The organism is Kitasatospora sp. NPDC101183 (assembly GCF_044767945.1).
Taxonomy (GTDB): domain Bacteria; phylum Actinomycetota; class Actinomycetes; order Streptomycetales; family Streptomycetaceae; genus Kitasatospora.
This window is the reverse complement of the sequence record NZ_JBIWOW010000021.1, coordinates 85,617-97,689: the sequence shown is the minus strand read 5'-3', so window position 1 is coordinate 97,689 and position 12,073 is coordinate 85,617. Positions and strand designations below refer to the sequence as shown.

9 protein-coding genes are annotated in these 12,073 nt (G+C 73.5%); 2 read left to right on the top strand and 7 right to left on the bottom strand.

Annotation, left to right across the window (positions count from 1 at the left end; all coding sequences use genetic code 11):
* The first annotated feature begins 82 nt into the window (after positions 1–82).
* A complete protein-coding gene (locus ACIRRS_RS27440) occupies positions 83–784 on the top strand; it encodes a metal-dependent hydrolase (RefSeq protein ID WP_402975951.1) in 702 nt (233 codons plus the stop codon).
* A 137-nt stretch (positions 785–921) separates the two neighbouring features.
* On the opposite strand, the gene ACIRRS_RS27435 is transcribed toward ACIRRS_RS27440, so the two are convergent.
* From ACIRRS_RS27435 to nhaA, 4 genes are all read right to left on the bottom strand, one after another.
* Positions 922–1,131 (bottom strand): hypothetical protein, encoded by a 210-nt coding sequence (locus ACIRRS_RS27435; protein ID WP_402975949.1) that lies wholly within the window; start codon positions 1,129–1,131, stop codon positions 922–924.
* 147 nt (positions 1,132–1,278) lie between these two features.
* On the bottom strand, positions 1,279–2,268 hold the full coding sequence (locus ACIRRS_RS27430) for an alpha/beta fold hydrolase (RefSeq protein WP_402975947.1): 990 nt from the start codon (positions 2,266–2,268) through the stop codon (positions 1,279–1,281).
* A 132-nt stretch (positions 2,269–2,400) separates the two neighbouring features.
* Positions 2,401–2,877 carry a phage holin family protein gene (locus tag ACIRRS_RS27425; protein ID WP_402975945.1) on the bottom strand — a complete coding sequence of 159 codons (477 nt, stop codon included), beginning with the start codon at positions 2,875–2,877 and terminating at the stop codon, positions 2,401–2,403.
* A gap of 210 nt (positions 2,878–3,087) precedes the next feature.
* The gene (gene nhaA, locus ACIRRS_RS27420) at positions 3,088–4,473 is read right to left on the bottom strand and encodes a Na+/H+ antiporter NhaA (protein ID WP_402975943.1); all 1,386 of its coding nucleotides are present in this window, start codon (positions 4,471–4,473) and stop codon (positions 3,088–3,090) included.
* A gap of 358 nt (positions 4,474–4,831) precedes the next feature.
* On the opposite strand from nhaA, the gene ACIRRS_RS27415 reads away from it, so the two are divergent.
* Positions 4,832–6,013, top strand: coding sequence for a serine hydrolase domain-containing protein (locus tag ACIRRS_RS27415; RefSeq protein ID WP_402975941.1), 1,182 nt, complete (start codon positions 4,832–4,834; stop codon positions 6,011–6,013).
* Between the two features lie 58 nt (positions 6,014–6,071).
* Here ACIRRS_RS27415 and acs read toward each other — a convergent pair whose 3' ends face one another.
* The 3 genes from acs to ACIRRS_RS27400 form a co-directional block, all read right to left on the bottom strand.
* The gene (gene acs, locus ACIRRS_RS27410; protein WP_402975939.1) at positions 6,072–8,027 is read right to left on the bottom strand and encodes an acetate--CoA ligase; all 1,956 of its coding nucleotides are present in this window, start codon (positions 8,025–8,027) and stop codon (positions 6,072–6,074) included.
* A gap of 242 nt (positions 8,028–8,269) precedes the next feature.
* On the bottom strand, positions 8,270–10,606 hold the full coding sequence (locus ACIRRS_RS27405; protein WP_402975937.1) for a SulP family inorganic anion transporter: 2,337 nt from the start codon (positions 10,604–10,606) through the stop codon (positions 8,270–8,272).
* A 431-nt stretch (positions 10,607–11,037) separates the two neighbouring features.
* Positions 11,038–12,039 (bottom strand): ATP-binding protein, encoded by a 1,002-nt coding sequence (locus ACIRRS_RS27400; RefSeq protein ID WP_402975935.1) that lies wholly within the window; start codon positions 12,037–12,039, stop codon positions 11,038–11,040.
* Between the last annotated feature and the right edge of the window lie 34 nt (positions 12,040–12,073).

Below are 12,073 nucleotides of genomic sequence, written 5' to 3'. Positions count from 1 at the left end.
GGTAGCCTCAGCCGCGCCTCACCCGTTCGGCTCAAACGGGGTGCCGTCCCGGAGTGAGCGAACGGGAGGTCGTGGCAGTCCGATGATGGGTCATTCGCACGCGGTGAGCGGGGCGATGCTGTACGCGGCCTCGGCCCCGTTCCTGCCCCCGCTGCTGCTGCACACCACGCTGCAGCCGGCGGACATACTGATGGGCACGGTGCTGTGCGCGGGCGCGGCCCTGCTGCCGGACCTCGACCACCACGACGGGTCGATCGCCAACTTCCTCGGCCCGCTCTCCAAGGCGCTCTGCCGCTTCGTCGCCTGGATCTCCGGCGGCCACCGGCACGCCACCCACTCGCTGCTGTTCGTGGCGCTGATGGGCGGCGGCACCTGGGCCGGCGTCACCTACCTGGGGCGCTACTTCACCCTTTCGGTGACGTTCTTCCTGCTGGCCCTGGCGATCAAGGCACTGCGGCTCTGCCCGCCCGGCCACGGCCCGGAGGCGTGGTTCACCGTCGTCGGCCTGTCCGCGCTGGGCACCTTCGGGATGAACACCTGGATGCCCAACTCGCCCGGCTGGCTGCCGTACGCGGTGGCGCTGGGCACGCTGGCGCACCTGCTGGGCGACTGCCTGACGAAGAAGGGCGCGCCGCTGCTGTGGCCGCACAAGGAGCGCTACGAGATCGTGCTGATCAAGCGCAGCGGCAACAACGTCGAGACCAAGGTGCTGGTGCCGATCATGTCGGTGGCGACCTTCGTCCTGCTCTGGTTCACGGCGGTGTCGCCGACGGTCGTCAACTGACCGTCAACCGATGCCGTGTCGCCGACGGTCGTCAACTGACCGTCAACCGATGCCGTGTCGCCGACGGTCGTCAACTGACCGTCAACCGACGGTGAACCCGGCGGCCCGTACGGACGGGTGAGCGGCGGCGCGGGGCCTCAGGTCTCGCGCCGCAGCCGCGCGCCCACCCAGCGGGCGCGCCGGCCGAGGATGCGCGAGATGCCCAGCTGCCGCTGCGCGCCGCGCTGGGAGGGCTCGGCCGTGTCGAAGCCGAGCTCGTCCGCCCAGTCCGGGCGGTGGGTGGAACGCTGGGGGCTGGTGTGGCGTCGGCCGCTCGGGGCGCCGCCGCGATCGGGCATCCAGGTCATACCGGAATGGATGCCCCTGGGCCGGTCGGAGTAACCGCCCGAGGTGTGTCGAAAATGGCCTATGCGCTTGTCATATGAGCGTCATGTCCGCGCAATATCAAGGGAGTTGGGGCCGGCGACCCTTGCGTCCCGGCCGCCTGCGGCCGCTCACGCCTTGTGCCGGCCGACCCAGTCGAGCAGCTCCGCCGTGAACTCCTCCGGCGCCTCCTCGTGCGGGAAGTGCCCCACCCCCGGCAGCAGCCGCCAGCGGTACGGCGCCGCCACGTACTCGCCGCCGCCGAGCGCCGTGTGCGAGAGCAGCACCGGGTCCGAGGCGCCCTGGACGTGCAGGGTCGGCGCGGTGATCGGCTTCTTCATCCGCCGGGCGAACTGGATGCCGTCCGGCCGCGCCAGCGAGCGCAGCAGCCAGCGGTACGGCTCGATCGAGCAGTGCGCGGTGCTGGGGATCTGGATCGCCTGCCGGTACGCGTGCACGGCGGTCTCGTCCAGGACGTTCGGGCCCGTCCACTGCTCCAGGTAGCGGCCGACCAGCGCGGCGTCGTCCGCCACCAGGCGGCGTTCCGGTATCCACGGCCGCTGGAAGCCCAGCACGTGCTCGAAGGCGGCGAACTGCCGGCGGTCGGTCAGCAGCGCCCGGCGCAGGTCCCGGGGGTGCGCGGCGGACACCACGGTGAGGCTCTGGATGACGGAGGGCCGCATCACCGCGGCCACCCAGGCCAGGGTGCCGCCGGAGGCGTGGCCGACGAGGTGCGCCCGCTGCTCGCCGAGGGAGCGGATCACGCCGGTGATGTCCAGGGCGAGGTTGCCCGGGTCGTACCCGCGCGGGGTGCGGTCGCTGCCGCCGATGCCCCGCAGGTCGAGCGCGACGGCCCGGTAGCCCGCCTCGGCGAGGGCGGTCAGCTGGTGGCGCCAGGCCCACCAGTACTCGGGCCAGCCGTGCACCAGCAGCACCAGCGGGCCGGAGCCCAGCTCGGCGATGTGGAAGCGGGCGCCGTTGGCCGCGAGGTCGCGGTGCGTCCACGGGCCGCCCTGCCGGATGCTCCACGCCGCCCCGGCGTCGGCCCCGCTGCCGGGGGCGGAGTCGTGGCCGGAACCGGCGGACGGGCGCGCGGACGGGGGCTGCTGGTCGAGCGACATACCGAGAGCGTGTCACATCCGCGCGTCGCGGACGCGCCCGGCACTCGCCAAGGGCGGGTCCGGGCGCGTTGCGGCTACGGCAGGGGCTACGGCAGGGGCCACGGCGGCGCGGCAGGGGGCCGCGGGGCGGGGCTACGGGATGCGGCCCAGTCCCCGGTCGATCTCCTCCTGGGTGGCCGGGCGCGGCCGGGCGTTCTTCAGCACCTCGGCGGTTTTCTGGACGCCCTCGATGGTGCGCTCCGGCTTCTGGATGCGCTTGAAGAAGCGCACGGCCACGAACCCGACCACCGCGGCGAGGATCAGGTGGAGGACGGCCGAGAGCAGGAACGACCAGCCGAGCGGCACGCCCATCCAGTGGAAGGCGAAGGCGATGGCGATGCTCACCATCGGGATGGCGGCCAGGGCGAGCACACCGGCGACGGCGATGAAGACCCCGCCGGAGACGCCGCGCTTCACGTCCGCGCGGATCTCGGCCTTGGCGAGCGCGATCTCGTCGTGGACCAGTGCGGACAGGTCGGCGGTGGCCGCGGCGAACAGCTGCCCCACCGAACGCTCGCCCTCGTGGGGCGCCCGGCCGTTGCTGGACGGGTCTGCGGCTCCTGCGGGCATCAGCTGTTCTCCTCTGCGGCTGTGCGGCGTGACGCCGCCGGGGGGTGCGGTTCCGGGGTGCCGGTGGGGGCTCCGGAGGCGTCAGTGGACTGTCGACAGCTCAGAATCATGCCCCTACCCGTCAGTCGGACACCACTCCGGGGCCCCGCCGGAGTGGTGCGCCGCTCCGTTCCGGGGCCCCTGCGCGCGTTCCTGAGGCCTCAGCGGGCCTCAGCGGGCCGTGCCGGGCCCGTCGGAGGGCTCCTCGGCCGGGGCGCCGGTGAGGTGCGCGGTGCGGGCCCGCCAGGCCGGGTCGTCCGCCTGGTAGACGTCCGGGACGCCGTCGCCGTCCACGTCCCGGTCCTCCTCCTCGCACAGCGCCCGGTAGTGCCGGTTGCGCAGCTTCAGCAGGACGGTGGCGACGACGGCGCAGAGCAGCGAGCCGACGAGGACGGCGGTCTTGGAGCGGTCGGCGAGCGCGAGGTCGTCCGGGAAGGCCAGCTCGCTGATCAGCAGTGAGACGGTGAAGCCGATGCCCGCGAGCACCGCGACGGCGAACAGGTCGGCCCACTTGAGCTGCGGGTTCAGCTCGGCCCTGGTGAAGCGGGCGGCCAGCCAGGTGCCGCCGAATATGCCGACCGTCTTGCCGACGAGCAGGCCGATCACGATCCCGAGCGGGGCGGCCTGGGTGAACACCTCGCGCAGCGCGGGGCCGGAGATCGTCACCCCGGCGGCGAACAGCGCGAACAGCGGGACGGCGAGGCCGGCCGAGATCGGGCGGACGAGGTGCTCGATGTGCTCGCCGGGGGAGTGCTTCTCGTCGCCCTCCCGGTGGCAGCGCAGCATCAGGCCCATGGCGACGCCCGCCACCGTGGCGTGGATGCCGCTCTCGTGCATCAGCGCCCAGACCACGACGCCCAGCGGGACGAACAGGTACCAGCCGTGCACCCCGCGCCGGTGCAGGAACCAGAACAGCACCAGGCCGGCGAAGGCCAGGCCGAGCGCCCAGAACTTGATGCCGGAGCTGTAGAAGACCGCGATGATCAGGATCGCGATCAGGTCGTCGACCACGGCGAGGGTGAGCAGGAAGGCGCGCAGCGCGGACGGCAGGTGGCTGCCGACGACGGCCAGCACCCCGAGGGCGAAGGCGATGTCGGTGGCGGTCGGGATCGCCCAGCCGCCCGGGTGGCCGCCGGTGCCGGAGTTGACGAGGGCGAAGAGGATCGCGGGCAGCGCCACCCCGCAGACGGCGGCGATGACGGGCAGCGCGGCGGCGCTGGGGCTGCGCAGCTCGCCCGCGACGAACTCGCGCTTGAGTTCGATGCCGGCGACGAAGAAGAAGATCGTCAGCAGGCCGTCCTTGGCCCAGCCGGCGAGGGTGAGGTCGAGGTGGAGCGGGCCCGACGGGCCGATCCGGTAGTCGATCACGCTCTGGTAGGCGCCGGGCCAGACGTTGGCCCAGATCAGCGCGACCACGGCGGCGCCGAGCAGCAGCATGCCGCCGACGGTCTCGGTGCGCAGGGCGTTGGTGATGTACGTGCGCTCGGGGAGGGACAACCGGCCGAGCAGCTGCCGGCGGCGGGTCGTCGGCTCGTGGACGGGCGGCTGGTCGGTCACGTGGGACCTCCTGAGGGGCTGGGAGCGGCAACGGATGCATGCGTGATGCAGTTGCCGACCAGACTTCCCGGCGCGCCCTGTGACGCCCGTGTCCCGGCTCGGGGATCTTGATGCGTCCTTAACAGTCTACGGGACGTTCAGGTGACATCCGGTTTGTCCTATTCAAGGACTTAAGCCCTGGCGGCCGGTTCTGCACCCGGGGGGAGCAGCCCGGCGGCACCCGAACGGCCCTGGCCGCGTGCACCCGGGTGAACCCGTTCCTATCGTCGGTCGCAGGCGCCGCCCGCTTTGGGGCGGCCTCCCTTCCGCCCCTCTTCCGTCCCCGCCCCTTTCCGCCCTCGTCGCTGGAGGCACGACCATGCCCCGTGGTGGCACCACCACGCCCGAACCGCCGCTGTTATCCGGGACCCCCGCCGATGACCCGTCCGATGACCGGTCCGACACCCCGTCCAAGGTCCCGGCGGACCTCGACCGGCTGCTCCGCCCGCTGTTCCGCGCCTCCGGCCCCGGGGGCGGCGTCGCCGTCGCCGTGATCCGCGGCGACGAACGGACCGTCGCCTGCCGGGGCCACGCCGACCGCGCGGGCGAGCACCCGCTGCGGGCCGACACCCGGTTCGAGCTCGGCTCCGTCACCAAGACCTTCACCGGGCTGCTGCTCGCCGAGATGGCCGCCCGCGGCGAGGTCCGGTACGACGATCCGATCGACCGCTACCTGCCCGCCGGAGCCGTCCCCGGCTACCCGTACGAGCGGCCGATCACCCTGCTCCACCTGGCCACCCACACCTCGGGGCTGCCCCGGCTCCCGGTCGGCCTGCTGCCGGCCGCCGCCCCGCGCTGGTTCACCCGCCCGTACGCGACCTACGGCCCGACGCACCTGCTCAGGGCGCTGCCCCGCACGGCCGTCCGCGGCACCCCGGGCACCCAGGTGCGGTACTCCAGCCTCGGCTGCGGACTGCTCGGGCTGCTGCTCGCCAACGCGGCCGGCCAGCGGTACGACGACCTGCTGGCCGCCCGGGTCTGCGGGCCGCTCGGGCTGGTCGACACCTCCTGCGGGCCCGGCCGGGAGGACGTCGACGGGTACCGGCGCGGCCGGTGGGTGCCCTCCTTCCGGCTGCCCGCGCTGCCGGGCGCGGCGGCCCTGCGGTCGACGGCCGACGACATGCTCCGCTACCTCCAGGCCCACCTGTTGCTGGACGCCGTCCCGCTGCCGGAGCGCACCGACGCGGCAGCGCTGCGGACGGCGCTCGGCGAGGTCCGCCGCCCCCGGGCCGGGCGGCTCCGGGAGGGTGGGACCAGGATCTGCCTGGGGTGGAAGCACCGCCCGCTGGGCGCCGGGCCCGCTGATGGGGGAGACGGGGAGCTGCTGTTCCACACCGGCTCGACCCGCGGGTTCAGGACCTTCGCCGGGTTCAGCCCCCGCGCCCAGGTGGGGCTGGCGGTGCTGGCGGGCACCCGCTCGCTGCGCGGCCGGGCGGTGCTGCAGAGCGCCTTCGAGACGCTGCGCCGCCTGGCCGCCGAGCCGTCGGCCCGGCCTGCCTGAACGGCGGTGCCCCGGGCGGAGGGTTCCGCCCGGGGCACCGTCAGGTGGTGCGTCCTGCTCAGCCTTCGGCGCCGGCCGGCGGCAGCTGGGCCTGGATCTGGCTCATCACCGAGCTGTCGGCCAGCGTGGTGGTGTCGCCGACCTCGCGGCCCTCGGCGATGTCGCGCAGCAGGCGGCGCATGATCTTGCCGGAGCGGGTCTTCGGCAGCTCGCCGACGACCTTGATCTGCTTCGGCTTGGCGATCGGGCCGAGCGTGCGGCCGACGTGGGCGCGCAGCTCCTCGACCAGCTCCGGGGTCTCCGTGACGCCGCCGCGCAGGATCACGAAGGCGACGATGGCCTGGCCGGTGGTCGCGTCCGTGGCGCCGACGACGGCGGACTCGGCCACGGACGGGTGGCCGACCAGCGCCGACTCGACCTCGGTGGTGGAGATGTTGTGGCCCGAGACGAGCATGACGTCGTCGACCCGGCCGAGCAGCCAGATGTCCCCGTCCTCGTCCTTCTTGGCGCCGTCACCGGCGAAGTAGCGGCCCTGGAAGCGCGACCAGTAGGTGTCGATGTAGCGCTGGTCGTCGCCCCAGATGGTGCGCAGCATGGACGGCCACGGCTCGGTGAGCACCAGGTAGCCGCCGGAGCCGTTGGGGACCTCGTTGGCCTCGTCGTCCACCACGGTGGCCCCGATGCCCGGCAGGGCGCGCTGGGCCGAGCCCGGCTTGGTCTCGGTGACGCCCGGGAGCGGGCTGATCATGATGGCGCCGGTCTCGGTCTGCCACCAGGTGTCCACGATCGGGGTCTTGCCGGCGCCGATGTGCTCGCGGTACCAGACCCAGGCCTCGGGGTTGATCGGCTCGCCGACGCTGCCCAGGACGCGCAGCGAGGACAGGTCGAACTTCGCGGGGATGTCGTCGCCCCACTTCATGAACGTGCGGATCGCCGTCGGCGCGGTGTAGAGGATCGTCACGCCGTACTTCTGGACGATCTCCCAGAACCGGCCCTGGTGCGGGGTGTCCGGGGTGCCCTCGTAGATGACCTGGGTGGCGCCGTTGGAGAGCGGGCCGTAGACGATGTACGAGTGCCCGGTGACCCAGCCGATGTCGGCGGTGCACCAGTAGACGTCGGTCTCCGGCTTGAGGTCGAAGACGGCGTGGTGGGTGTAGCTGGCCTGGGTGAGGTAGCCGCCCGAGGTGTGCAGGATGCCCTTGGGCTTCCCGGTGGTGCCCGAGGTGTAGAGGATGAAGAGCGGGTGCTCGGCGTCGTGCGCCTCGGGGGTGTGCTCGGTGGACTGGCGGGCGGTGATCTCGTGCCACCAGACGTCGCGGCCCTCGGTCCACGGGATGTCCTGCTCGGTGCGGCGGACCACCAGGACGTGCTCGACGCCGTCGACCTTGGTGAGCGCCTCGTCGATGGCCGGCTTGAGCGCGGAGGGCTTGCCCCGGCGGTAGCCGCCGTCGGCGGTGATGACCAGCTTGGCCTGGGCGTCCTGGATGCGGGAGGCCACGGCGTCGGCGGAGAAGCCGCCGAAGACCACCGAGTGGGTGGCGCCGATGCGGGCACAGGCGAGCATCGCGACGACCGCCTCGGCGATCATCGGCAGGTAGACGGCGACGCGGTCACCCTTGCGGACGCCGAGCTCCAGCAGCGCGTTGGCGGCCTGGGAGACCTCGTCCTTGAGCTGGGCGTAGGTGATCGAGCGGCCGTCGCCGGGCTCGCCCTCGAAGTGGATGGCGACGCGGTCGCCGAGGCCGTTCTCGACGTGGCGGTCGACGCAGTTGTAGGCCACGTTGAGCTTGCCGTCGGCGAACCACTTGGCGAAGGGCGGGTTGGACCAGTCGAGGGTCTCGGTCGGCTCGACGGCCCAGTCGAGGCGGCGGGCCTGCTCGGCCCAGAAGCCCAGGCGGTCCTCGGAGGCCCGCGTGTAGGCGTCCGCAGTGACGTTGGCGGCTGCGGCGAGCTCTGCCGGCGGGGAGAAGCGCCGCTCCTCCTTGAGCAGGTTGGCCAGGCTCTCGTTGCTCAACGCGCACTCCTCATCGAGTCATGATCGGGGACGATCCCGTGCGTGGGGATTGTCCCGTGTGTCCCAGCGCACAGCTCACCAGGCGAGAGGGGCAGTTGACAAGAGGCTCCTGGTAATTGGTGTAGACCTTTGACCGAGGATCGAACGGCCGCCCGGGCTGCGCGCCGCCCGAGGGCGCAAGCGCGGCCCGGCGGTGGGCGGGCCCGCTCCCCGGCCCGCGCGGCGGGGAGCGGGCCCGGGTCTCAGGCGGCCAGCTCGGGGCCCTCCGTTTCCGCCCTCACCCGTTCGGGCGAAGCGGGGGCCGGGCGGGCCTCGACCGGGCTGAACGTCCCGGCGGCGCGGTCGAGGACGTAGGCCTGGGCGGTCGCGAAGTCGAAGTACATCCCGACCAGCCGCAGGGTGCCCTCCGTCACCCGGCGCTCCACCGCCGGGTTCGCCATCAGGTGGTCCAGCTGCTGGACGACGTTGGTGAGGCAGAGCTGCTCCGCCAGGTCCACCACCGGCCGGTCGGCGAAGTCGGCGGGCGCCTGGCGGAGCCGTTGCAGCGAGCCCCGGCCGTTGCGCAGCCACCTGGTCAGCGGGGTGGGCGGCCCCGGTCGCTCGTGCACCCCGTCCAGCAGGGCCTTCATCGCCCCGCAGCCGGAGTGGCCGCAGACCGTGATCGAGCGGATCTCCAGGGACTCCACGGCGTACTGCACCGCGGCCGCGACCGAGTCGTCGGCGGCCCCCGGTTCGAAGGGCGCGGGCACCAGGTTGCCGACGTTGCGGACGGTGAACAGGTCCCCCGGGCCGCTGTTGGTGATCATGCTGGTGACCATCCGCGAGTCCGCGCAGGTCAGGAAGAGCTGGGAGGGCGTCTGCCCCTCCCGGGCCAGCCGGGCGAGTTCGGGCCGGACGAGCGGGGCGGTGTGCTGCTGGAACACCCGGACGCCGTCCAGCAGCCGGCCGTGCGGGTCCTCCTGCTGCTCGATGCAGTGGTGGCCGACCCAGGGCGTCCAGGCGCGGCAGCGGTGCGGGCCCGGCGAACTGCCCGTGCGCACCGTGCCGTCCGGGTCGAGCACCTCGTCGTCCTGGCGGCGCGTCACCATCGAGACCCGGCCGCCCGTGCCCTGGTGCCCCGTCCGCCAGCCGTGCAGCGTCTCGTACGCGGCGTGGTCCAGGAAGGAGCCGTCGTGGACCACGGTGACCTCGCTGCCGGCCGGGACGCCGGCCAGCGCGCGGCTGAGCCGGGGGACGGCGGTGAAGGTGAGCGGGCCGTGGGTGTGGACGGTGACGGAGCCGTCGGGGCCCGTCTCGACGTCCACGTGGGCGCGGGTCAGCCGGTAGAGCGCGAGCAGCACGGCGGTGCCGGCGCCGAGGGCGACGCCGCCCAGCACGCCGAGGGCGACCACGCCGAGCACGGTGACGAGGTAGACCGGGAACTCCCGGTGCCGGTGCACGTTGCGGATGTGCGCGAAGTTCACCATCTGCAGCCCGACGACCAGGACCAGCGCGGCCAGGGCAGCCAGCGGGATCAGGCGCAGCCCGCCGGTCAGCGCCAGCGCGGCGGCGAGCACCCAGACGCCGTGCAGCACCGAGGACCACCGGCTCTGCCCGCCGGCCCGGACGTTGGCGGTGCTGCGGACGGCGCCGCCGGCGACCGGCAGCCCGCCGACCAGCCCGCTGACGAGGTTGGCCAGGCCCTGCCCGCGCAGCTCGCGGTCGAGGTCGCCGGTGCGGCGGGACATCCGGTCTACGGCGACGGCGGACAGCAGCGACTCCACGCTGGCCACGGCGGTGACGGTGAGGACGGCGGCGAGCACCCCCGCCAGGGGGCCGTCGGGCAGCGCGAGCACCGGCGCGTGCGGCGTCCAGGCGGGCAGCGCGATGTGGGCCACGTGCAGGTCCAGGAGCAGGGCGAGCGCCGTCGCGGCCGCGACGGCGGCCAGCGGCCCCGGCACCTTGGCCGGCGCGGCGCCCAACCGGCCCGCCCGGCCCGGGAGTCGGCCCATCCGTGGCCAGGCCAGCAGGACGGCCACCGTCACCGCGCCGATCAGCAGCGCGGCCGGGTGCGGACCGGCCAACTGCCCCGGTAGCGCCAGGAGGTTGGCGATCGCGGAACTCTGTGGGGAGCCCCCGAGGACGACGTGCAGCTGGGCGATGGCGATGGCGAACCCGACCCCGGCCAGCATGCCGTGGACGATGGCGGGCGAGACGGCGAGCGCCGTACGGGCCACTCGTCGTGCCCCGAGCAGGAGTTGGAGCAGGCCGGCGGCGGCCGTGATGGCGCAGGTGGCCTGCCAGCCGTACCGGGCGATGAGCCCGGCGGTGATGACGGTCAGCGCGGCGGAGGGGCCGCTGACCAGGAGCGGGGTGCCGCCGAAGAGCCCGACCACGATCCCGCCGACCGCCGCCGCGGCCAGGCCGGCCGTGAGCGGGGCGCCGGTGGCGAGGGCGATGCCGAGCGAGAACGGCACGGCGATCAGGGCGACGACCAGGGAGGCGGAGGCGTCCCGCGCCCAACGGGCCCGCCCGGTGGGCGGCGGCGCGTGGTCGGTGGTGTCGGAGGCGATGGGGGCGGTGGAGATGTCGAGGGTCATGGTCTTCCCGTCTGTCCGGTGAACGAACGCAGTCAGGTCCGGTGGTGAGTCCGGGGCGGGGCTCCGGGGCGGATCGGCTGTCGTGGGTCGCGACGGTGTGGCGGGATGGCGTGGGCTCGGCGGGGAGGGCGGGTGTCACCGGCCGGCGTCGACCATCAGGATCCGCCGGGGCCCGGGCGAGTTGCGGGAGGTCTCGCCGAGGGCTGCTGGACGGATCATCAAGACTCGGTAAACCGAGGGTAATGAAAGCTTTGCACAGCGTCATTCGGGGAGGGAAGTGGAAAAGCCGCGATTCACCCCATTGGGTGGTGGCCGAACCGTTGCGAATCTGCTGGTGGCGGTGCACGGGCGTGGCGCGCAACGGCGAACGGGCCGCGGCCGACCCTGGGGAGGAGGGGTGGCCGCGGCCCGTTCGAGCCGGAGCGGTCGGGTCAGGCGGGGGCGGGGCACTCTTCGCTGCTGAGGTCCGCCGACCCGCCCAGGACGAAGCCCTCGTCGACCTGGGTCGCGAGGTCGATGCCGACCTTGGCGTTGGCCCAGCTCTCGGCGTTGCGGCGGTGGAAGAGCACCGCCTGCTCGGTGTAGCGCCGCGTGTCGCGCAGCCCGTACGCCGCCTCGACCTCGGCGCGCAGCTCCTCCAGCACCGCCCGGTTGGCGGGCTCCAGGGACTTCAGCGGAGGCTCGGCGCCCTGCTCCAGGCGGCGCACCCAGTCGGACTGGCCGAAGGTGGTGAGCAGGTCGTCGCCGACCTCGCGGCGAAGGAAGGCCAGGTCGTCCGGGCCCTGCACCTTGTTGCCGATCACCCGCAGCTGCACCCCGAAGTCCCGGGCGTAGTCCTTGTACTGGCGGTAGACGGAGACGCCCTTGCGGGTCGGCTCGGCGACCAGGAAGGTCAGGTCGAAGCGGGTGAACAGGCCGGAGGCGAAGGAGTCGGAGCCGGCGGTCATGTCGGTGACCAGGTACTCGTCCGGGCCGTCCAGCAGGTGGTTGATCAGCAGCTCCACCGCGCCGACCTTGGAGTGGTAGCAGGCGACGCCGAGGTCCTCCTCGGTGAACGCGCCGGTGGCCAGCAGCCGGACGGAGCCCTCGTCGAGCGCGATCGGGCGGGCGCAGGCGGCGTAGACCGGGTTCTCCTCGACGATCCGCAGCAGGCGCGAACCCCGGCCGGGCGGCGTGGTCTTGATCATCTCGTCGGCCGAGCGGATCAGCGGATTGTCGCCGCGCAGGTACTCCTTGATCTCCGGCAGGTGCGCGCCCAGGGCGGGGAGCCCGGCGGCCTGGGCGTCCGTCAGGCCCAGTGCGGGGCCCAGGTGCTGGTTGATGTCGGCGTCGACGGCGATCACCGGGCGGCCGGCGGCGGCCAGGTGGCGGATGAACAGTGCGGACAGGGTGGTCTTCCCGCTGCCGCCCTTGCCGACGAAGGCGATCTTCATCTGGGACTCCGGCTCTCGCTCTGGGCCCCGCTCG